At 73.7% G+C, this 21,533-nt stretch carries 21 protein-coding genes; 10 read left to right on the top strand and 11 right to left on the bottom strand.

Translation table 11 applies throughout. The annotated features are described in order from the left end of the window. Positions 1-77 precede the first annotated feature (77 nt). From V6U77_RS01390 to V6U77_RS01400, 3 genes are all read right to left on the bottom strand, one after another. Positions 78-1,082, bottom strand: a complete 1,005-nt coding sequence (locus V6U77_RS01390; protein ID WP_334604238.1) for a glycine betaine ABC transporter substrate-binding protein — start codon at positions 1,080-1,082, stop codon at positions 78-80. A 247-nt stretch (positions 1,083-1,329) separates the two neighbouring features. Further along, positions 1,330-2,061 carry an ABC transporter permease gene (locus tag V6U77_RS01395; protein ID WP_442934350.1) on the bottom strand — a complete coding sequence of 244 codons (732 nt, stop codon included), beginning with the start codon at positions 2,059-2,061 and terminating at the stop codon, positions 1,330-1,332. Between the two features lie 164 nt (positions 2,062-2,225). After that, entirely contained in the window at positions 2,226-2,909 is a 684-nt protein-coding gene (locus tag V6U77_RS01400) for an ABC transporter permease (RefSeq protein ID WP_334604240.1), read from the bottom strand. Between the two features lie 2 nt (positions 2,910-2,911). On the opposite strand from V6U77_RS01400, the gene V6U77_RS01405 reads away from it, so the two are divergent. Continuing rightward, positions 2,912-3,913: an ABC transporter ATP-binding protein gene (locus tag V6U77_RS01405; protein ID WP_334604241.1), complete on the top strand. Its 1,002-nt coding sequence runs from the start codon at positions 2,912-2,914 to the stop codon at positions 3,911-3,913. A 12-nt stretch (positions 3,914-3,925) separates the two neighbouring features. Here the strand turns inward: V6U77_RS01405 and V6U77_RS01410 are convergent, their stop codons facing one another. The 7 genes from V6U77_RS01410 to folP form a co-directional block, all read right to left on the bottom strand. Continuing rightward, on the bottom strand, positions 3,926-4,423 hold the full coding sequence (locus V6U77_RS01410; protein ID WP_334604242.1) for a hypothetical protein: 498 nt from the start codon (positions 4,421-4,423) through the stop codon (positions 3,926-3,928). A gap of 60 nt (positions 4,424-4,483) precedes the next feature. Continuing rightward, entirely contained in the window at positions 4,484-4,798 is a 315-nt protein-coding gene (locus V6U77_RS01415) for a hypothetical protein (RefSeq protein WP_334604243.1), read from the bottom strand. A 54-nt stretch (positions 4,799-4,852) separates the two neighbouring features. Then, positions 4,853-6,067: an ABC transporter permease gene (locus V6U77_RS01420; RefSeq protein ID WP_442934351.1), complete on the bottom strand. Its 1,215-nt coding sequence runs from the start codon at positions 6,065-6,067 to the stop codon at positions 4,853-4,855. Positions 6,068-6,187: 120 nt separating this feature from the next. Further along, complete coding sequence (locus tag V6U77_RS01425; RefSeq protein ID WP_334604246.1) at positions 6,188-6,730, bottom strand: DUF3180 domain-containing protein; 543 nt, start codon at positions 6,728-6,730, stop codon at positions 6,188-6,190. Between the two features lie 19 nt (positions 6,731-6,749). Further along, positions 6,750-7,277, bottom strand: a complete 528-nt coding sequence (gene folK / locus V6U77_RS01430; RefSeq protein WP_334604247.1) for a 2-amino-4-hydroxy-6-hydroxymethyldihydropteridine diphosphokinase — start codon at positions 7,275-7,277, stop codon at positions 6,750-6,752. Next, positions 7,274-7,639, bottom strand: coding sequence for a dihydroneopterin aldolase (folB, locus tag V6U77_RS01435; RefSeq protein WP_334604248.1), 366 nt, complete (start codon positions 7,637-7,639; stop codon positions 7,274-7,276). Before folB ends, folK begins: the two co-directional genes overlap by 4 nt. Then, on the bottom strand, positions 7,636-8,556 hold the full coding sequence (gene folP, locus V6U77_RS01440; protein ID WP_334604249.1) for a dihydropteroate synthase: 921 nt from the start codon (positions 8,554-8,556) through the stop codon (positions 7,636-7,638). The genes folB and folP overlap by 4 nt, the downstream gene beginning before the upstream one ends. Positions 8,557-8,900: 344 nt before the next feature. Between folP and V6U77_RS01445 the strand changes: the two genes are divergently transcribed. The 7 genes from V6U77_RS01445 to V6U77_RS01475 are packed head-to-tail and all read left to right on the top strand — an operon-like array spanning position 8,901 to position 17,323. Continuing rightward, a complete protein-coding gene (locus tag V6U77_RS01445) occupies positions 8,901-9,215 on the top strand; it encodes a hypothetical protein (RefSeq protein ID WP_089003090.1) in 315 nt (104 codons plus the stop codon). Between the two features lie 13 nt (positions 9,216-9,228). Continuing rightward, on the top strand, positions 9,229-9,591 hold the full coding sequence (locus tag V6U77_RS01450; RefSeq protein ID WP_089003089.1) for a hypothetical protein: 363 nt from the start codon (positions 9,229-9,231) through the stop codon (positions 9,589-9,591). Between the two features lie 49 nt (positions 9,592-9,640). Continuing rightward, a complete protein-coding gene (locus V6U77_RS01455; protein ID WP_334604251.1) occupies positions 9,641-13,024 on the top strand; it encodes an ATP-binding protein in 3,384 nt (1,127 codons plus the stop codon). A gap of 1 nt (position 13,025) precedes the next feature. Next, positions 13,026-14,990 carry an MFS transporter gene (locus tag V6U77_RS01460; protein WP_334604252.1) on the top strand — a complete coding sequence of 655 codons (1,965 nt, stop codon included), beginning with the start codon at positions 13,026-13,028 and terminating at the stop codon, positions 14,988-14,990. Then, positions 14,987-15,544: a hypothetical protein gene (locus tag V6U77_RS01465; RefSeq protein ID WP_334604253.1), complete on the top strand. Its 558-nt coding sequence runs from the start codon at positions 14,987-14,989 to the stop codon at positions 15,542-15,544. Before V6U77_RS01460 ends, V6U77_RS01465 begins: the two co-directional genes overlap by 4 nt. After that, complete coding sequence (locus V6U77_RS01470; RefSeq protein WP_334604254.1) at positions 15,541-16,710, top strand: M23 family metallopeptidase; 1,170 nt, start codon at positions 15,541-15,543, stop codon at positions 16,708-16,710. Before V6U77_RS01465 ends, V6U77_RS01470 begins: the two co-directional genes overlap by 4 nt. A 13-nt stretch (positions 16,711-16,723) precedes the next feature. Beyond that, positions 16,724-17,323 carry a hypothetical protein gene (locus tag V6U77_RS01475; protein ID WP_334604255.1) on the top strand — a complete coding sequence of 200 codons (600 nt, stop codon included), beginning with the start codon at positions 16,724-16,726 and terminating at the stop codon, positions 17,321-17,323. A 4-nt stretch (positions 17,324-17,327) separates the two neighbouring features. On the opposite strand, the gene V6U77_RS01480 is transcribed toward V6U77_RS01475, so the two are convergent. Next, positions 17,328-17,882 (bottom strand): hypothetical protein, encoded by a 555-nt coding sequence (locus tag V6U77_RS01480; RefSeq protein ID WP_442934352.1) that lies wholly within the window; start codon positions 17,880-17,882, stop codon positions 17,328-17,330. Between the two features lie 193 nt (positions 17,883-18,075). Between V6U77_RS01480 and V6U77_RS01485 the strand changes: the two genes are divergently transcribed. Both V6U77_RS01485 and V6U77_RS01490 read left to right on the top strand, forming a co-directional pair. Further along, the gene (locus V6U77_RS01485) at positions 18,076-20,625 is read left to right on the top strand and encodes an FtsK/SpoIIIE domain-containing protein (RefSeq protein ID WP_334604257.1); all 2,550 of its coding nucleotides are present in this window, start codon (positions 18,076-18,078) and stop codon (positions 20,623-20,625) included. Next, entirely contained in the window at positions 20,622-21,386 is a 765-nt protein-coding gene (locus V6U77_RS01490; protein WP_334604258.1) for a hypothetical protein, read from the top strand. Before V6U77_RS01485 ends, V6U77_RS01490 begins: the two co-directional genes overlap by 4 nt. The last annotated feature ends 147 nt before the right edge of the window (positions 21,387-21,533 follow it).

Raw genomic sequence — 21,533 nt, forward strand, 5'->3', positions numbered from 1 at the left:
CGTCCCCCGGCGGGGAAAGGGGCGGGGGGGGGGGGGCGGCCCGCCGGGGCCCGGGCGCCGCCGCCGGGCGGCCGGGATCAGCCGACGGCCAGTGCGCCGTCCGAGGAGAACACCAGGCCCACGCTCGCGGCTCCGGTCTTCAGCGCGTTCTTGGTCTGCGGGCCACCCTGGTCCAGCGAGCTGAACGAGCCGGCCTTGAAGTCGTAGACCTGCACCAGCCCCGCCTGGCACTTCGGCCGCTGCGGGCACTCCGGCGGCCCGGCCAGCACCGTGGCCTGGCCCGAGCACTTGGCGGCCAGCTCGGAGAGCGTGCCGACGCCGTACTTGTCGGCGAACGCCTTGGTCACGGCGAACGCGTTCTGGTCCTGCGCCGCCGCCGGCGTGCCGAAGACGAGGCCCACCTTGTCGCCGGCCGCCTTGAGCGCCGCGACGGTCTTGTCCAGCTCCGGCGAGGACACCGGCGGGGCGTCCTTGCCGTTGGCCTTGGTGTTGAGGAACTCGGCCATGGTCGCCGCGTACTCCGGGATCACCTGGATCTCGCCCTTCTCCAGGGCCGGCTCGTAGAGCTCGCGGTTGCCGATCTGCTGCACCTTGGCGTCGTAGCCGGCGGCGGTCAGCGCGATCTTGTAGAGCTCGGCCAGGATCTGGCTCTCCGTGAAGTTGGCCGCGCCGATCACGATCCGCCCGCCGGGCCCCTTGGTGATGCCCGCCGTGACGCCGTTGGCCGCCGCGAACTCCTCGGCCGCCTTCTGCGCCGTCTTACGGTCCACGTCGACGGCCTTGTTGAGCTGGATCAGCTTCGGGGTGTCGAGCGCGGCCGAGACCTTGTCCAGCGCGGCGATGAGCTGCGGGTCGGCCGCGTCGGCGTTGACCGCCGGGAGCACGTTGTCGGTGTTCTGGAGCTTCTTGTCGTCGTCGAGCACGACGAGCCGGTCACCGGCGACCGGCGCGCAGCCGGCCCCGGAGGCCGCCTGCTCGGGGGCGTCCGTGCCGGAGGAGCCGGCGTCGCCGCAGCCGGTCAGCATCCCCGCCGCGGCGAGGGCTCCCACCGCGCCGACGGCCAGGCGTGTACGTGCGCGCATTCAGTGCCCGCCTTCCGTGTCCCGGCGCGACCCTGCCGGGCCGGCCGCGTGTCCGACGGGCGATCTGGTCCGCCGCCCGCTGTGTCCCACGGGCGGCTCGCAGTGCGGTGCCCGGGTCTCCCACCCCAACATCTTGCACGCGGCACCGACAACCCGAGGGGAAGTTCGTCACCGGATCGTCACCGGAGGTGAGCCGGATTCGCCGTCGCGTACCGCCCGGGCGCGGCTCCGGGTGGGTGGGCGGCGCTCAGCCGCCGGCCACCGCCTGCGCCGCCCGGCGGCCCGCCCGACGCCCGTACGCCCGTAGCGGGCGCGGCGTGACCAGCCGCTCGACCAGGGCCAGCACCAGTTCCAGCAGCATGGCGAGCCCGGCCACCAGCAGACCACCGGCGATGATCTGCCCGCCGCCGGCGGCGATGTCCAGCCCGAAGCCCGCCCGGATGATCTGGCCCAGGCCACCGCCGTTGACGAAGGACGCCAGCGCAGCGGTCGCCACCACCTGCACCGACGCCGTGCGGAAGCCGGCCGCCAGGTAGGGCACCGCCAGCGGCAGCTCGACGCGACGCAGCAGTTGCCAGCCGGAGAAGCCCATCCCGCGCGCCGCGTCGCGGGCCTCCGGATCGGCCTGCCGCACCCCCGTGTACGCGTTGGCCAGCAGCGGCGGCACCGCGAAGACCGCCAGCGCGACCACCACCGACGGCCTGCCGAAGCCGAGGAAGGTCAGCGGCAGGATGGTGAGCAGGGCGAGCGTGGGAACGGCCAGCGACACGTTGGACACCAGCAGCACCAGCCCGCCGCCCCGGCCGGTGTGCCCGAGCCAGAGCCCGACAGGCCAGGCGACCAGGCAGCCGAGCGCCACCGCCGCCGCCGACATCGACAGGTGCTCGCCGAGCCGGTCCAGGATGCCGCCCGGGTTCGTCCAGTTCAACGGGTCGTTGAGCCAGACGATCGCCGCCTCGACCGGGTTCACCGCAGCCACCTTTCGTTCACGACCGCGGGACTCCGCTGCGCCGCGTTCCTCGCGCTCACCGGAGCCACCTTCCGTTCACGACTGCGGGACTCCGCTGCGCTGCGTTCCTCGCGCTCACCGGAGCCACCTTTCGTTCACGACTGCGGGACTCCGCTGCGCTGCGTTCCTCGCGCTCACCGGGACCGCTTCAGCCAGGGGGTCAGCAGCCGGCCCGCCCCGGCCAGGGCCAGGTCGAGCACAAGGGCGAGCAGGACGCAGAGCAGCGTCCCCGTCATGATCTGCGCCTTGTAGAAGTTGTTCTGGAAGCCGGCGAAGATGAGCTGCCCCAGGCCGCCGCGCCCGATCACCACGCCCACGGTCACCAGGGCCACGGTGGAGACGGTGGCCAGCCGCAGCCCGGTGAGGATGCCCGGCAGGGCCAGCGGCAGCTCGACGCGGAACAGCCGGCCCCAGCGGCCGTAGCCCATCCCCTCCGCCGCCTCGCGGACCTCGGGGGGCACCTGGTTGAGCCCGGCGACGGCGTTGCGGACGATCACCAGCAGCGCGTAGAGGACGACCACGCTGAGCGCGGTGAGCGTGCCGATGCCCAGGTAGGGCGCGACGAACGCGAAGAGCGCCAGCGACGGCACCGTGTAGAGCACGCCGGTGAGGGCCAGGACCGGCCCGGAGAGCGAGCGGTACCAGTACGCGGCCACCGCCAGCGGCAGCGCGATCAGCGCGGCGATCAGCACCGCGCGAGCGGTCAGCGAGGCGTGCTCCCGCACGGCGGCGAGGATCGTGTCAGAGTTGTCCCGCACGTACTGCCAGGAGAACCAGGGGTTACCCGGGTCGGCCCGGTAGCTCAGGCGGAAGGACATGTGTGGACGTTACCCCGGAGGGCACCGCCCCCGCCGAACCGCGCGCGGCGTCGATCACGCTCGAGGGCATCCGCAAGCGGTATCCGGACGGCACCGAGGCCGTACGCGAGTTGAGCCTGGACATCGCCGCCGGCGAACTGGTGGTGCTGATCGGGCCGTCGGGCTGCGGCAAGTCCACCGTGCTCAGGATGGTGAACCGCCTGATCGAGCCGACCGCCGGCCGGATCCTGCTCGGCGGCGAGGACGTCACCCGGGTCGACCCGGTCCGGCTGCGCCGCCGGATCGGCTACGTCATCCAGAACGTCGGGCTCTTTCCGCACCAGACGGTGAGCGCCAACGTCGCCACCGTGCCCCGGCTGCTCGGCTGGCCGCGTCAGCGCAGCCGCCGCCGGGTCGACGAGCTGCTGGAGCTGGTCGGCCTCGACCCGGCCACGTTCGGCCGCCGATACCCGCACGAGCTCTCCGGCGGGCAGCGGCAGCGGGTCGGGGTGGCCCGGGCGCTGGCCGCCGACCCGGTGGTGTTGCTGATGGACGAGCCGTTCTCGGCCGTCGACCCGATCGTGCGGACCCGGTTGCAGGAGGAGTTCCTCCGGTTGCAGGCCGAGGTGCGCAAGACCATCGTGCTGGTCACCCACGACCTGGACGAGGCGGTCCGGCTCGGCGACCGGATCGCGGTGCTCTCCGAGGGTGGGCGGCTGGAGCAGTACGACACTCCGACCGCCGTGCTCGGTGCGCCCGCCACGCCCTTCGTCCGGGAGTTCGTGGGCGCCGACCGGGGCATCCGCCGGCTGGCGGTCACCCCGGTCACCGGCGAGGCCGTCGAACCGCTGCCGGAGACCGGGGTGGCCGACCTGCCGACGATGCCGCTCGGCGGCTCGGCGTACGACGCCCTGGGGGTGCTGCTGACCACGGCCGCCGACCGGGTCGTGGTGACCGACGGCGGGCGGCCCGTCGGCGTGCTCAGCCGGGCGCGGCTGCTCGAACTGGGCGGACCCGGGCGTTGAGGGACCGCCGGGTCAGGCGCGGCCGCCGAGGCTGGCGGCGCCGATGATCCAACCGGAGAGGAAGCCGTAGGTCGCGCCCGCGCCGCCCGCCTGGATCGCCGTGAGCAGCGACGGCTCCGGGCCGAGGAAGGCGGCGAGCAGCGAGGCGAAGCCACCGGCCAGGACGTACGCGGCCCACCCGGAGAAGAACTGCGTACCCGACCCCTGCACGCGGGCCACCTGCGAGGTGGGCAACAGGTAGAGGAATAGCGCCGCGAGGACGACCAGCAGGACGGCCCGCAGGTTCGCCACGAGCAGGCCGCCGCTCGCCCCGTCCCCGTTGAACTGCCACGACGGCCAGGAGAGCAGTTGCAGGTACCAGCCGCCGGCGGAGTTCGGGTCGGTGCCGGCGGCCCAGCCGACGTACGCCGGGCTGCCGCAGACCGCGACCAGGAGGAGCGCCGCGAGCGCGCCCGTGCCCGCCGCCGTCCCGTAGCGACCGCCGGTCCGTGACGGGTTGGTGAGCGCCATGATCGGCTCAGTTCCCGGCGGACCGCGGTGGGCAAACCTGCCCGTGACCGTCGGTCGACGTCACCGTCGCGGGTGCTTCATCAGGTAGTCGATGAACGCGGCCCGCAGCAGCGGAGCCGTTTCCTCGTAGCCGTGCCCGGTCAGCTCCCGCCACAGGGCCGCTGCCTCGTCGATCGTCGGCCCGACGGAGTTGGGCGCGCCGTCGAGGGCGGCGGCCTCGTCGGCGTTCGGCAGGTGCCGCAGCACCGACCAGAAGAAGCGCACGTCGCGGCGCTCCCGCGCGACCGCGAACGCCTGCTCCCGCAGCTCCTCGGTGGACAGCGCGTCGAGTTGCTCGAAGGACGGGCCGGCGGAGGTCGAAGGTGTGTCGGTCATGCCGCCGAGCCTAACCGGCGAGATCACCACCGGCCCGGTGGACGCGGCACCGGCTCACCGCTCGCCGGCGTCCCACCGGCGCGGACCGCTCTCCCAGCCGGGATCGCTCCACGGGTCCACCGGGCTCTCGGAGGACCGTCTGGGCACGGCGGGCGGCCAGTCGCCGACCGGGTCCGGCGGGGGCGCCGTCCAGCCCGCGCCGATCCGGCCGTCCCCGGTGGGTACCGGTTCCGTCGCCGCCCCGGTCGCCGGCCGCCCGTACGCCTCGACGAGCCGGGTGACCAGCAGCCCGACGCCGAGCGCCGCCGCGCCGACCGCCCACCGGCTCACCGTCCAGCCCCGGGTCCGGGCGTACGCGAGGAGGACCGTCACCAGGCAGACCGCCAGCAGCGTGCCGAAGACGCCGCCGCGCCGGCCGAAGGCGCTGGTGCCGGCGAGCAGCGCCAGGCCGACCGCGAGCACCGTCCAATCCAGGCCGGGATCCGGTGCCACCGGGGCGATGTCCCGGCTGGCGACGAGCATGCCGGCCAGCGCGGCCAGCACCGTGGAGCCGACGAGCGCGCCCGAGGTGACCACCGCCGCCACCACGCCCCGGCGACGGGCCGGGTCCACGACCGGGCGGAACCGGCCGACCATCCGGCGGACGGCCCGCACGGAACCGAACAGGCCGCCGAGGACCGCGACGGCCGCGAACCCGACGAAGAGGTGCAGGGCACCGCGCTCCGGGTCGTAGTCGCCCTGCGGCAGGACCGGCGCGGAGCGCTGCTGGACGTACACGATCACCCCGGCCGCGCCGGCTAGGGACGCGGCCCAGCCGGGAACGTGCAGCACCACCACGACCAGCGCCAGGGCGAGCCCGCCCAGCGCGGCGACCAGCAGGGCCGGGCCGGCGGCGGCGCTGACGCCCCGGTCGCCCTGCTCGGCCACGTGCAGCGCCGCGGCGACCGCGACGGGGCCGACGGCCAGGTTCACCGCGGCGGTACGCAGGGTCAGCCCGGCCGCCAGCGCCAGCAGCCCGAGCACGACGGCGTCGAGCAGCAGGGAGCGCAGCCCGTCGCCGCGCAGCGCGCCCGGGTCCTCCGCCCAGAGCAGGTACGTGAGGGCACCCAGGCCGAGCAGGAGCAGCAACTCCCAGGCGACGTGGACGCCGAACCGGTCGCGGCCGGGCTCGCCGTGCGCGGGGTCGTCGAAGACGTTCTCGAGGACCGAGGCGGGGATGCCGGACGAGGGCTCGGGGGACGGCTCACGCCCCGGTTCGTCGTACCGCATGACGCCGCCCTCCACGTGGCCGCCCGTGCACGGGGTCCGACGCGCGGGCGGACCGGGGCGGCGTTGCTCTCGGTCGCAGGCACCGTACCCGCGCCGGGGGCCGGGCGTAACCCCCCGGGATCAGCGTCGGCCGGGGCGGCCCTCCCGGCCGCCGGGCTCGCGGTCCTCGTCGTCCTCCTGCTCCGGAACCCGGCAGGAGCGCTCCAGCCAGAGCGCCGCACCCACCAGCGCCAGCCCCGCGAGCAGGCCGGCACCGGCGATCGGCCGGTCGTCCATCGCGGCGTCGGTGCGCTCCACGAAGAGCCAACCGGTCAGCCCGGCGTAGAACCCGGTGAAGATCGCGCCGGCCAGCGCGGAAGCCTTCGCCAGCACCACGAACCGGGCCACCAGCAGCGGGTTGACCGGCTCGTGCCCCGGCCTGCGCTCGATGCGGCTGCGGGTGTTGACAGCGGCGTACGCCTCCAGCACGGCCAGCGCGGCGAGCGTGACCACCGGCAGCCAGGGCAGGTCGGGCAGGTAGTCGTAGTAGAGGGTGCTGATCAGCAACCAGGCCACCGCGGCGGCGCCGAGGGCGGCCACCACGAGGGTGGAGATCCGGGTGGGGCCCATCCGGGAGCGCCCGGGGCCCGCACCGCCCGGTCCTGGGGACTGCGCCTGCGTCATGCCGGCCGGCTCCACTGGGTCATGCCGTCGACTCTATCGCCAGATCCGGCCGGGGACGCAGATCCAGCGCGTCCCCCGCCGCGGGACCGGTGTTGAGCAGGTCGGTCAGCCAGCCGTGTCCGGGCAGCCGCCCGTACGGCTGCAGGTCGATCCACGGCCGCAGCACGAAGGCCCGCAGGTGGGCCCGGGGGTGCGGCAGGGTCAGCTCGGGGTCGTCGCTGAGCACCGGCTCGTCGCCGTCGGTCCACACGGCGATGACGTCCACGTCCAGGGTGCGCGGCCCGAAACGCCGCTGCGGGTCGCGGGTCCGTCCGGCGGCGCGCTCCGCCGCCCGGGCCCGCTCCAGCCAGTCGTACGGGCCGGCGGCCGGGTCCTCGGCGAGCAGCACGGCGTTGAGGTACGCGGGCTGGTCGGCGTCCCCCCACGGTGGAGTCTCGTAGACACCGGAGACCAGCAGCACGCTGTCGCCGAACGCCGCGACGGCGCAGCGCAGGTAGGTCAGCCGGTCGCCGAGGTTGCTGCCCAGGGACAGCACGGCGCGGCTCACCGGTCGCGCCGCCGCGTCATGGTGACGGCCACGTCGGTGAAGGCGTGCGGGACGGGCGCCTCCGGCTTGTGCACGGTGATCGTGGCGGCCTCGACCCGCGGATCGGCCAGGCAGACGGTCAGCAGCCGGTCGGCGAGCGTCTCGATCAAATTGACCGGCTCGCCGGTCACCACCGCGACCAGCCGCTCGGCGAGTTCGCCGTAGTGGACGGTGTCGCGCACCTCGTCGGAGCGGGCCGCCGGGGCGAGGTCCATCTCCAGGACGGCGTCGACGACGAAGTCCTGCCCCTGCTCGCGCTCGAAGTCGTACACCCCGTGCCGGCCGTGCGCCCGCAGGCCGGTCAGCTGGATCCGGTCGGTCATCGGTCTCCTCCGTACTCGGCGCCACGGTCCGGCCGTCCGGCGCCCCCGGGGCTCGCGTGGGCCGCACCGGTGGACGCGGGTGCCAGGCGGGGCGCGCCGGTGGCCTGCCAGACGGCGAGGGCGTCCACGGTGGCCCGGACGTCGTGCACGCGTACGCCCCAGGCGCCGGCCGCCACCGCGAGCAGGCTGGTGGCGACGGTGGCCACGTCGCGGTCGTCCGTGGGACGGGGGGTGCCGTCCTGGCGGGCCAGCAGCCGCCCCAGGTAGGACTTGCGACTGGACGCGAAGAGCAGCGGGAAGCCGAGGTCCAGCAGTTCGGGCAGGCGCCTGCTCAACTCCCAGTTGTGCGCGGCCGTCTTGGCGAAGCCGAGGCCCGGGTCGACGACGATGCGGTCGGCGCCGACCCCGGCGCGCAGCGCCTCGTCGACGCGGCGGCCCAGTTCGGCGCGTACGTCGGCGACCACGTCGGCGTAGCGGGCCAGCTCCCCCATCTGGCGGGAGTGGCCCCGCCAGTGCATGAGCACCCAGGGGCAGCCGGCGTCACGGACCACCCGGGCCATGTCGGGGTCGGCGAGACCGCCGGAGACGTCGTTGACCACGGTCGCCCCGGCGGCGAGGGCCGCCTCGGCCACCCGCGCCCGGGTGGTGTCGATGCTGACCGGCACTCCGGCGGCGGTCAGTTCCCGGATCACGGGGATCACCCGTGCCGTCTCCGTCGCCGCGTCGACGCGGTCGGAGCCGGGCCGGGTGGACTCGCCCCCGACGTCCACCAGGTGGGCGCCGTCGGTCCGCAGGCGCACGCCGTGTCCGACGGCGGCGTCGAGGTCGGCGTACCGTCCGCCGTCGGAGAAGGAGTCGGGCGTGACGTTGAGGACGCCCATCACCACCGGGGCCGCGGCCCGTACCAGATCGGTCACGGCTAGACGGTACCGGTCGGCCGCGGCGCCCCGGGCAGGGCCGGGTCGAGGGTGGTGACATGGCAATTCGAACAGGTGTACGATCGGTCGTCCGGGTCGGATCGGGCAGACTCTTCGCGGCTTGTCGCAAACAGTGGGTGCCCGTACGCTTTGGAACTGCCCGGCATCGAGATGGCGAAGCCCGGAGGGAGGGCCGAAGCGGGAAAATCCGCCCAAAGCTCACCACCCTCCGTGGTGGGTGACGAACGCAGGGTCGCCGACGCTGCGCACCGGGAGCACCGTTCCCGCCAGGCATGCCTACTGCACCACCGCGGCGCCGCGGGCCGCGACTTGGGGAGGTTCCAGTGATCGCCATCGAGCTGATGGAGACGGCGACGTCCGCCGCCGCCCACACGCTCTCCACCCTGGCGTCGACTCCACTCGCCGAGCCTGCGCCCAAGGGCATCGACACCGAGGGTGTCGTCACGTTCTTCGCCAGCAAGATCGCGCCGATCCTGCTGGCCGTGCTGGGCGTCATCTTCATCGGACGGGCCAGCCGGGGTGAGATCTCGAAGGTCCTCACCAGCTCGGCGATCGCGATCGTCGGGCTCGCCTTCATCGCCGGGGCCGCCACACTCTTCTTCATCGGCGACTACCTGATCGACCTGATCTTCGAATAGGCGCGGGCACGAGATGCGGCTGCGCACCGACGACGACATCTACCGGGCTCGCCTGGTCTACCTCGGGCCGCCCGGCTACACCCTTCCCGTCCACCTGCCGTACGCCCAGTACGGGTTGTTCATGCTGCTTGTTCCCCTCTACATGTTCATCCACTGGCTGTTCACGCTGCAGGTCGAACTCTTCCCCGCCTGGGAGATCGCGCTCGCCATCGTGAGCACCTCGTTCATCTTCCGGTACGTCGACCCGGACCGGCCCGCGCGCATGGTGATCCGCACCGCGCTGACCGACTGGCGGCGGACCCGGGAGCCGGCCGCGGAGCAGCGGGATCCCCGCCTGGTCGGCAGTCGGATCAGGATCCGGGAGGAACTGGCATGACCGGTCGCACCCCGACCAGGCAGTCGAACGACGCGGATGAGGCGGTCGCATGAATCGCAGTTCCACGCCGGGTTCCCCGGCAGGGCGCCCGGCCGTCCCGCATGGTAACCGTGCGCGGTCGTTCGACTACGTTCACGATCCCGAGGCGGATGAGGCTGCCGCCCTGGACCCGGCCCTGGTGACGACACCCGGGCACGGTGGCGTGGGTGTCTTCCAGGCCCCCCGTCCGGCGCCACGTCGGACGCCGCCGGCCGAGCCACAGCCCGGCACCGGCGACAGCGCCGACATCGACTCGCCCTTCCTCGACCTGTTCGGCGGTACGCGTCCCGGCGCGCCCCGGCCGACGGCACCCCCGCAGCGGGCCAGCGGGCGTCAGCACCCCGCCGCCCCGCCGCAACCGGCCGCCCCGGCGGCGCTCCCGGCGGCGCCCACTCCCCCGCCGCCGCCCCTGCAGGCGGGCCACCCGGGCGACGCGGCCCACCCCACGGACGCGGCCTTGTCCGGCGAAGCCGCCGAGCGGGCGCCCGTCGGGTCCGCACCGACCGTCGACCGGCTCCCGGCCACCCCCTACGAGCCGCCGGCCCGACCGGCCAGGTCCCGGGTGCCGCACCAGCCCGGGGACCGGCTCCCCACGCTCCGCGTCCCGGCGCAGGACGCGCCGGCCGCCGCGGCGCCCCCGCCCGCCCATCCGGTGCCTCTGCAGGCGGCACCGCTCGAACCGCCCGCGCCGGCCCCGGCGCCCGAGCCGACGTCCCGCCGCGGCGGGGAACGCCCGACGGAGCGGTCCGGCCGGGAGGTGGCGCCGCCGCGGCAGCGCTCCGCCGGTCGGCGCAACCAGGCCACCAAGCCCGTCCGGGTCAAGCCGCCGAAGATGAAGTTCGGTGACCGTGACCCGGCGGTCGAGCTCGCCATCACCGAGATCGCCGGCCACCTGACCTTCACCCCCAACACCGTCACCGCCTGGTACTGGCTGCCCGAGGTGCGCTGGGCCTTCCGGCCCGACGCGGAACGGGAGGCCCTGCTCTCGGCGATCTCCGAGCAGTACGCCGGCCTGGCGGGCTTCCGGCTGCACCTGCGGCGCACCACCCGGCCGTTCCCGGCCGACGAGTGGGCCCGCACCATCGACGCGCACACCGCCGCGCCGCTGCCCGACGTCCCCGGCACCGCCGGTTGGGGCGACCACCTGGTGGCCGCGCAGCGGCACCTGCTCTCGGTCAACCACGCCGAGGGGCAGACCTATCTCGGCGTCACCTTCGCCCGTCGCTCCCTCGGCGACTCGCTCACCGAGCGGCTGCTGCGCACCTTCGGCCGCGGCGTGGCCGACGGCGAGCGCCGCAAGCTCGGCCGCACCGTCGAGCAGTTCGACGAGGTGCTCGGCGCGTTCGGCATGCGCGGCCGGCGGGTCACCGCCCAGGAACTGGAGTGGCTGCTCTACCGCTCGGTGGCGCTGTGCATGGCGCCGCCCGGGGAGCTGTCCCCGCTCACCGACGGGCAGTGGGAACGCGGCGACCTGCTCGCCCTCACCGAGCAGGTCGAGCGCTACCGCACCCCCTACGGCTCCACCGTCAAGCTGGTCAACCGGATGACCGGCGAGGAACGGCACGTCGCGGTGCTGGCGGTCGGCCGGATGGAGCCGCTGGAGATCCCCGAGCGGCACGAGCCCTGGCTGCACTTCCACGAGCGGCTGCCGTGGCCGATGGAGCTCTCCACCCGCGTCGACATCCTCGGTTCGGGTGACTCCTTCCGCAACCTCGAACACCGGCTGCGGATGATCCGCTCCCAGCAGCTCGACTACGCCGAACACGGCATCGACGCCCCGCCCGAGCTGGAGCGGCTGGCCAAGCGCGCCCTGGTGATCGGCGACGAGATGACGACCGGGCTGCCGGTCGACTCCGCCCGCGCGCACGGCTGGCACCGGATCGCCGTCGGCGGCCGCAACCGCGAGGAGTGCCTGGAGCGGGCCCGCCGGCTGATCCAGCTCTACGCCCGCGAGCTGCGGATCTCGCTGCAACACCCGAAGAACCAGGACTGGCTGGCCCGCGAGTTCATCCCGGGCGAGCCGATCGCCAACACCGGCTACGTCCGGCGGATGCCGGTCAACCTGCTCGCCGCCGCGCTCCCCCAGGCCGCCTCCACCGTCGGCGACCGGCGCGGCGACCTCATCGGGCGCACCGCCGGCACCTGCCGCCGGCCGGTCTTCCTCGACCTGCACTTCCCCATGGAAGTACGCGAACGCTCCGGGCTCGCCGTCTTCGTCGCCGAACCGGGCGGCGGCAAGTCGACCCTGCTCGGCGCGCTCGGCTACCTCGCGGCCCGTCGCGGGGTGCAGGTGACGCTGCTCGACCCGTCCGGCCCGCTCGCCCGGCTCTGCGCCATGCCGGAGCTGCGCCCGTACGCGCGGGTGCTGAACCTGACCGGCTCCGAGCACGGCACCCTGGCCCCGTACTCGCTCATCCCGACGCCGCTGCGCAGCGAGTTCGGCACCGGGGCCTCGGGCGACCGCGAGTTCGAGATCGCGGTCTCCAACGCCCGGGCCGAGCGGCGGATGCTGGTGCAGGACATCTGCATGATGCTGGTGCCCCCGCAGGTGGCCCGGGAGGCGTCCACCGCCACCCTCTTCCGGCACGCCGTACGCCAGGTGCCGGCGGAGGAGACCTCCACCCTGGACGACGTGGTCGCCTGCCTCAGCCGGCTCGACGACGACGCCGGCAAGGAACTGGCCAACCTGCTGCTGGACACCGCCGAGATGCCGCTGGCCATGCTCTTCTTCGGCCGGCCACCGGAGGGACTGCTGGGCGCCGACGCCGCGCTCACCGTGATCACCATGGCCGGGCTGCGACTGCCCGACCTGAAGATCGAGCGGGAATACTGGTCCGCCGAGGAGGCGCTGGCCCTGCCGATGCTGCACACCGCGCACCGGCTCGCCGTACGCCGCTGCTACGGCGGCTCGATGTCGTCGCGCAAGCTGGTCGGCCTGGACGAGGCGCACTTCATGGAGGGCTGGCGCTCCGGGCGGTCGTTCCTGGTCCGGCTCGCGCGCGACTCCCGCAAGTGGAACCTCGCCGCGCTGGTGGCCTCCCAGAACCCGAAGGACATCCTCGGCCTCGACGTGCAGAACCTGGTCTCGACCGTATTCGTGGGCCGGATCGCCGAGGACGCGGAGATCGCCTCCGAAGCACTCAGGCTGCTGCGGGTGCCGGTCAACGACGGCTACGAGGCGACCCTGGCCTCCCTCTCCGCCGCCGACGCCACCAGCGCGACCCGGCTCGGCTTCCGCGAGTTCGTCATGCGCGACGTCGACGGCAGGGTGCAGAAGGTCCGGGTCGACGTCTCGTACGTCGAGGGGCTGCTGGACCACCTCGACACCACCCCCGCCGCCATCGCCGCGGCGGCCGGTGTGCTGCCGGCCATCCTGCCGAACATGGAGGCGTGACATGGCGCGGGCCAGGGCACGGTTGGCGGCGTTCCTGCTCGCGCTCGGCGTACTCGCCGGGGCGACCATCGGCTGGCCGGCCGTCGGGGCCATGGCGGCCGCCCCCGCACCACTGACGGCCCAGGCGAAGGCCGACCTCTGTACCACCCCCGAGTGGCAAGCCGACTTCCGCGCCTGCGTCGCCAAACTGAAGGAGGTGTCGGCAGCCCGGGCGGAGTGCCTTGAGCCGCCAACGCCTGGAGCTCCCGATGCGGGTCTGGCCGGCTGGTTCGCCAGTTCCCCACCCGAATCCTCTGCTGGCATCACTGGCAGATACAGCCTCTACGGATACGCCGGGTACAGCTACACGACGTACGACATCGGCTGTGCCTCGACTGTTCTCCACCCGGACTACAAGTTCACCACCACTGTTGCCAATGGCGAGTTCATGATTGCCACTGCGGTGATCGGCGCCTCCAACGCACTGCGGGAACGTGCCTGGGATCCGCGCTCGATGTGGGGCTGGGCCGACCCCTTGGTGGACCAGGCGACCAAGGCCGTCTACCAGAAGGTGTTCAGCGTCTTCGGCATCGTCACCCTCTGCGTGGTCGGCCTGTACTTGCTATGGCGGTCCCGCCAGTCCGACATGAGCAATGCGATGACCACGGCGGGTTGGGCGCTACTGGTGATGGTGGCGGTGACCGCCCTAGCCGCCTGGCCGGTCAAGTCGGCCAACATCGCCGACGGCACCCTCGTCACCACCCTAGGCGTGGTGCACGACGCGGTCGGCCCGCAGGTAAAGGAACCTGCGCCTGGCCGATGCATCGACCCCAATCCGGAACGCTGTAAGGACAACCGTCCGCCCGCCGTCCGAGCCAGCGATACGGCTACGGAATCCATGCTGTACCGGAACTGGCTACGGGGCGTCCTGGGGTCGGCGGACAGCGAAACCGCTAAGAAATACGGGCCGGCCCTCTACGACGCCCGATCCCTGACCTGGGGCGAGGCGCAATCCATGCGCGCAAACCCCGCGACACGTCAAGCCACCATCGAGGCCAAGCAGCAGCAGTGGATGAAGGTGGCCGAACAAATCAAGGAAGAGGACCCCGAGGCGTACGAGTATCTCCAGGGTGTCCGGGACATGGACCGGGTCGGTGCCGGGTTCATCGCGGTGTTGGCCGCCGTGCTGTTCGCCATGTTCGACCTGACCGCCTCGTTGCTGGTACTTCTGGGCTTCCTGATCTTCCGCTGGGCGGTGATCGCCGCGCCGATCCTCGGCACGGTGGGGTTGATGCGCCCGGCGAGTGCCGGGTTGCGGCGGTTGGCGAACGCGGTGGTCGCCGCAGTCTTCAACATCGCCATCTTCGGCACCGGTGCCGCCATCTATCTCTTCGCGGTCGACCTCATCATGAGCACTCCTACCCTGCCCGGATGGCTCCAGGTGGTGCTGGTCTGGCTCTGCGGCGTGGTCGGCTGGCTGCTGCTACGCCCCTACCGGCGGATCACCCAGCTCGGGGGCAAGGACAACAGCGAGGCAGTCAGCTCGGCCGGTTCGTGGCACCGGCGCTTCTTCCGTGACATGCGCACCGCCGCCAGGCTCGACGTCGCTGAACCCGGCGGCACGGCCGAGCCGGCGATGGGCCGGCGTCGTGGCGTCGTGGCAGAGCGGTCCACCTTGCGGCCCGAGGCCAGGCGGGAGGACCCGGCGCACGCGCGTTCGGGTCAGCAGGAGCGGCAGGCCCACACCGTCGGCGGGAGGGAGCGGCAGCGGCCCGACGGCCGCGAGCCGGCGGCCGAGAAGGCGGCGCCGACCGAGGACCGAGGCGCCTCACGCCCGGTCGCGCCCCGGCCCCGGCGGCGGCAGCCGGCCACCTGGACGGAACCGGACGTGCCGGACGAGAGCCCATCGTTCGCCATCTATCGCCCCGGCTCCCCGGAACGCGCGCCTGACCGGTCCACTCCGCGAATCCGGTCCGAGGCGCGGTGAGTGCGGTGCGACGGGCGGTCGAATTCCTCGTCACCCGGGTACTCCGGTCCCGGTTCGGCATCGCGATCGGCATCGCCGTCCTCGTGTTCGGGGTCATCGGAGCGGCGCGGCTGGTGTCCGGGCCCGGCGATCCCACCTCCGGGCTCAGCAACCGTCCCAACCGACCGATCACCACGGTCGACCCGACCGCCGGCGACGACGGGGCATTCTCCACTGGCGCTCCCCCCTCCCCGGTGACTCGCCCCAACGAACTCACGCCCGAGCAGACCGCCGAGCGCTTTGTTGCCGCCTGGCTCGGGAAGCCGGGCATCACGGCGCAGCGGTGGCAGGAAGGACTACGTCCCCTGTCGACCCCGGCGCTGACCGACAAGCTGGCCGGCGTCGACCCCTCCGGGGTACCGGCCGGTCAGGTCGACGGCGACGTCACGCTCCAGCCCAGAACCGAGAACTTTGTCGAGGTGCTGGTTCCGCTGGACACGGGACGGCTCCGCCTCGAACTGGTGGCGCCCGACGGGCGGTGGCTGGTGGACGCCGTGGACTGGGAGCAAGCATGAGCGACGAGACACAGTCCCGCAGTCGGCAACTCCGGCTCGGCGCACTGGCCGCCGCGTTGACAGCGGCGCTCGCCCTGCTCTGCTGCACCGGCGGTGCGGGTGCCTTCTTGCTCACCGAACTGGGCGGCGACTCTGATGCCGGCATGACGTTAGCCAGCCAGGATTGCAAGGAGGATGCCCAGGTCACCGTAGTGGGCAACATGCCTCGGATATCTCACTACGGCGAACGTCAGCTCCGCAATGCAGCAAGGATCATCAAGGCGGGGCAGGAGATGAAGGTGCCGCCACGCGGATGGGTCATCGCTGTGGCAACTGCCATGCAGGAGTCCCGACTTCTCAACCTGGCGAACCGGACCGTCGGCGAATCTGAGGGCCTGCCCAACGAGGGCGTCGGCGCCGACCACGACTCCGTCGGGCTGTTCCAGCAGAGGGCGGGCTGGGGCACTGTGGCGCAGCGGATGACGCCCGAATACGCCGCCCGGAAGTTCTACGAGAAGCTGGTCAAGGTACCCGGCTGGGAGACGATGTCGCTGACCCGGGCGGCGCAGGCCGTGCAGATCAGCGCCTTCCCGGACGCGTACGCCAAGCACGAGGGCGTCGCCGCCCAAATCGTCAACGCGCTGGCCGGCGGAGCCGCCCGGATCGCGCTGATTGACGGTAAGAAGGCGTGTGATCGCGCCGCCGCCGGGCAGATCGCCGCCTCGGGCTGGACCGCTCCTATCCCGGGCGGCGTAGGCTCAGGCTTCCGCACCGCGAGGCGGCCCGGGCACAACGGGGTCGACATCGCTGCCCCGAAGGGGGCCGACATCCGGGTCGCTGCCACCGGACGCGTCCTGGTGTCCCGCTGCGATCCGGACAATCGGAACCGGCTCACGTGCAACGTCGACGGCTGGCCGAACAAGGGCGGCTGCGGCTGGTTCGTCGACGTTCTGCACGCTGGCGGCTTCATCACCCGCTACTGCCACATGGTGAGCAAGCCACGGGTAAAGGTCGGTCAGCTCGTCGAGGCCGGAGCGGTCATCGGGGAAGTGGGCAGCAGCGGCAACTCCTCCGGTCCGCACCTGCACTTCGAGGTGCATAAGGACGAGGATCGGAGCAGCCGGGGCGCCATCGATCCGGTGCCGTTCATGCGGTCACGCGGCGCGCCGCTCAAGGGCGCGGGATGAGACGCTCGCCGTCATGAACGAGCCGTTTCCCGACCCGTTCGCCGACCATCCGGACTGGACGCCCAGGTCACCCCGACCGATCGAGATCGTGCCCGCCACCAGCCGCGTCGAACTCCGCGGACAGCGCGTGCTGGTCGGCCTGCCCGGACTCGGTTGGCGCGGTGATCTCCGCGCCGACGACCGGGTGGTGCAGAATAGCCGGACCTACGTGCCGGTCATCCCCGAGCACGAGTGGTATCGGGCGGAGTCCGACCAGGTGGAGGTCTTCGCGCCGCTGGTTCCGGCCGAGAGGGTCTGGGTGGAGACGGTGGGGGCCCGGCGGGACACGTCAATCAACCGCGACACGAACGTCCGCCTGGTCTCCTTGGACGCCCCTGCGCACCGTATGCCGACCCCGGTCTTCGAGTCGGATGCCGTCACGGGACGCCGCGTGGTGCACGTCGTGGACGCCGTCGAACACCGGAACCTGCGGGCGGTCACCGAGACCTACTCCGGAGCGGAAGGCGACATCTGCGTTCGGGTCACGCCGGAGGTGGAGTGGTACCGCTGGGCCTGGCGGGGCCAGGCGCCCACCACACTGGAGGTTCCGGTGCATCTGCTCTGGATCGAATAGCGGTTCACCTGGCTAGCGCTCCACTGCAGACGCGCCAACCATCCCTGTCCTGCACTTCGAAACGCCACGGGTCGGTGAGGCTCTGGTGGGCACCATCGACGGAAGCACTCCGCCTGATATCCGCCGTGACCGTAGCCGCCGATGAACTGTTCATGGACACCACAATGTTCTCGATGTTGATCGAGAAACTGGTGCCCAGTTCCTTCTCGCGTCGTTCGATCTGTGAGCGAAGTTCATCAATGGAATGAAGTGGGCCTTCGCAGGTGAAGAGCAGCGCCCGGTTCTGGTCGCGTGAAACAAGCGCAGACTGTAGATAGTTCACGATCGCGACGTCCGGCGATCCACGGTCCGGTGCCGCCGCCCGGTTGTAGAGCACGTATCCGGCGGCCACCCCGCCGAGGCAGAGCGCCACGACGATGCTCGTGACGACGGTGAGGACGGTACGCAGCCGCCGCCGGGGCCGCTCCGGCGCCGGCGCCGGCGAGGGCGGCGCCAGGTGGTCGGAGGGGGGCCGTTGCGCCGGTACGCGGGAGACCTGGGAACCGGCGGGGGGCTGCACTGATTCCACCCCCTGAGGCTAGCGGCTGGGCGCGGTAGACCCAATGCCCCAGATCCAGCGGATCGTGACGGACTGCTGCCCATCGGTGAGATCCACGACATCCCCGGCGCAGTGTCGCCGCGCATCCCTGACGAGTCGGCCCGCCTGGGTTACGGTCTCTGCGCGGGGAGGTTGCCAACCTCGGGCAGAGGGGGTGGACGCGGTGGCCGGTCCGAAGGCTCGCACCAACCGCGCCGCCGCACTGCACAGGCGGGCCACCGCCACCGCGACCGCCGCCGCGAGCGTCCTCGACGACACCCGGCCGGCCCCCGCCGACCAGCGCCGCCAGTACGAACTGGCCGACCGCCTCCGGTCCGCGGCGGCGGTGCTGGCCCCCGGTTGGGCGGGCGCTCCGCTGGAGACGATGACACCGACCACACCGGCCGGTGAGGGACCACCTCCCTTCGTCCGGGTCGGGACGGCGGCGCCGCTGGACGACGCCCGGTTCCCCGCGCTGGTGCCGCTGCTCGGCGCGGGTCACCTTTCGGCGGACGTCAACGCCCGGGACCCCCGGGTGGCGGGGCTGCTACGGAGCGTACTGCTGCGGTTGTTGGCGGCGACCCCGGCCGGGGCGCTGCTGGTCCGCGCGGTGGACGCGACCGGCACGGCCCTCGCGCCGTTCGCGCCGCTCGCGGACGCGGGCCTGCTGCCGCCCCCGGCGGTGGACGTGGCGGGTCTGCGGGCCGTGCTCACCGAGGCCGAGCAGTGGGTGGCCCCGGGCACGAGCGGGCGTCGCCGGCACGACCGGACGCTGTTGCTGGTGATCGCCGCACTGCCCGAGTCGACCGGGTCCACCGACCTGGCCCGGATCGAGGCCCTGGCCGAGGCCGGCCGGTCCGCCGGCCTGCACCTCGTCGTGGCGGGCTGGCCCCCGGCGGACGCCCGGGAGCCCCTGCCGCGGGCGACGACGCTGGCCGTCCGCACCGCGTACGCGCTGCTGGGTGACCCGCCGGGCGGGTCGTTCGCCGGTCCGGGCGCCGATCCTCCGGGGGGACTCAACTCGCCGGTCTTCGTCGAGGCGGAGCCGCCGGCCGAACTCGTCGACGCGGTCTGCCGTCGGTTGGCCGCACAGGTCGAGGCGGGCTCCCGGCTGGCGCTGACCGATCTGCTGCCGGCGGCCGACGAGGAGCTGTGGACGGCGAGCGGCGCGGGCGGGCTGACCACGACCGTCGGGGACGCCGGTGGCCGTCCGGTGTCGCTCGGCTTCACGGATCTGACGCCGCACTGGCTGGTCAGCGGTCGTTCGGGCGCGGGTCGGTCGACCTTCCTCACCACCGCGCTGCTCGGCCTGACCGCCCGCTACGGTCCTGACGAGCTGGTCCTCTACCTTGCGGATCTCGCCGACGCCGAGTCCTTCGTGGAGTTCCTGCAGACCGAACGGGACCGGTCGTGGATCCCGCAGGTGCGCGCCGCCGCAATGGCCGCCGACCGGGAGTACGTGCTGAGTCTGCTCGACGAGCTGGTGACGGAGGTGCGCCGGCGTGAGGAGGCGGGCGCCCGGGCCGGCGGCCAGCGCTTCGCCGAGCTGCGCCAGCACCGGATGATGCCCCGGGTCGTGTGCGTGCTCGACAACCTTCCGCTGCTCTTCGCCGAGCGGGACCGGCTGGCTGCGGACGCCGCCGCCCGCCTGGACGCGCTGGCCCGCACCGGGCGCGCGTACGGGGTGCACCTGGTGCTGGCCGGCGAGGGCGACCTGGGGTTGGGTTCGCGTACGGACCGGGACTCGGTGCTGGGGCAGTTCCCGGTGCGGGTGGCGCTGCCCGGCGGGGGCGCCGTGCTGGAGCCGACGAACGACTCGGCCGCGGGGCTGCCGGTGGGCAGCGCGGTGGTGAACACCGCGGGCGGGCTCGGCGGGCCCCGGGGCGCGATCCGGGGCCACGAGCGGATGGTGCGGTTCCCGGACCCGCAGGACCATCCCGACACCGTCGAGGAGCTGCGGCACCGGCTCTGGTCGGCCCGCCCGGAGGGGGCCACCCCGCCGGTGGTCTTCGCCGGTTACGCCCGTCCGCTGCTGCGCAACGACCCCCGGCACCGGGCCGCGCTGGCGGGCCGAGCGACCGGTCCCGCGGCCCTGCTGGGCCGGGCGGTGGACGTGCCCCGCACCACCGTCGCGGTGTCGCTCGGGCCGGCCCCCGGGCGGAACCTCGCCGTGCTGGGCCCGGGGCCGGAGGCGATCCGGCTGCTGGCCACCGCGGCACGCAGCGCGGCGGCGCACCACGCCCCCGGGAGCGCCCGTTTCGTGCTCGCCGCGCCGGACGAGGACTGTCGGCCGGTGGCCGAGGCGTTGGCGGCCGAGCTGTCCGGGCGGCACCCGGTGGAGTGGGTGGACCTCGCCGGGCTGCTCGACGCCGTGGACGACGCCGCGCCGGCCTACCTGGTGGTGTTCGGACTGGACGTGCCGACGCCGGAGCAACTTCCCCCGCAGCGGCTGCGGGCGCTGCTGCGGGAGGGGCCGCCCACCGGCCGGCACCTGCTGGGCCGCTGGCGGACGGTGCCGTCGTTCGCGGCGCTGCTCGATCCGGAGGGCGAGGTGGACAAGCTCGCCGCTGTGGCAGTGGTCGACCTGCCGGGCGCGCAACTCGCGTCGGTCTTCGGTCGGCAGGTGCAGTGGCGGCCCCGACCCGGCCGTGCGGTGCTCTGGGACGGCCCCGGCGAGCAGGGCACCGTGCTGGTTCCGTTCGCCGAGGAGGGGGAGCCGGTATGACCCGGGGCGGGGCAGGGACGGCGGCGGGGCACGCCGCGCCGGGGCGGCAGCGTTCCGGCGCCGCCCCCGCACCGGAGCACACCGGCACGGCCGGGCAGGCCGGAACCGTCGAGGGCGCCGACGCGGTGTCCGCCGCGTGGATCGAGTACCTGGCCGCCGCCCGCCAGCTCGACGGGGTGCGCCGCGACGCGGCCACCGCCGCCGGTGAGCAGGCCCGGTCGGTGCAGGCCGCCCGCGAGGAGTTGACGGCCGTACGCACCCGGCTGGCCGCGCAGGAGGCCCGGCTGCGCGAGCGGGGCGTACCGCCGATCTCGCTGGTCCCGACGCCGCCGGAGGTGACCGAGGCGGTCCGGTCGATGGCAGGTGGGCCGGCGGCGGTGCTGGCCGCCCTGCGCGCCGCGCGGGGCCGGGCGGACGCCGCGGACGCGACGCTCCGCGCGCGCGGGCTGCCTCGGATGGCCGCCTGGCCGCCGCGCCTGCGGAACCTGCTGGTGTACGGGCCGCTGGCGCTGCTGGTGCCGGCGGTCCAGGTGTTGCTGTTCGTGGCGACCGGCACCGGGGCGGCCAGCGTGGTCGCGCTGGTCTGCGGGCTGCCGATGCCGGCGGTGGCGTTCGCGGCGGGCTGGATCGGTGTCGGGCGGCTCTTCCCGCCGCCGGAGGGCGGCCGGGTGGAGCGCACGGCCCGGCTCGGCGCCCTGGTGTGCCTGGTCCCGGCGGTGCTGGTCAGCGCGGGCCTGCTGCTCGCGATGCTGGCCGGCTGAACCGCGCCCCACCTCGCTCCGCAGCGCCTCGTCCCTCGCGGCCCCGCAGCGCCCTAGCGGCCCCGCAGCGCCCTCACGGTCCCGCAGCGCCCTCACGGTCCCGCAGCGCCCTCACGGCCCTGCCGCCTCCCCGGCTCGCACCGCCTC

The organism is Micromonospora sp. CPCC 205546 (genome assembly GCF_036902715.1).
Taxonomy (GTDB): Bacteria; Actinomycetota; Actinomycetes; order Mycobacteriales; family Micromonosporaceae; genus Micromonospora.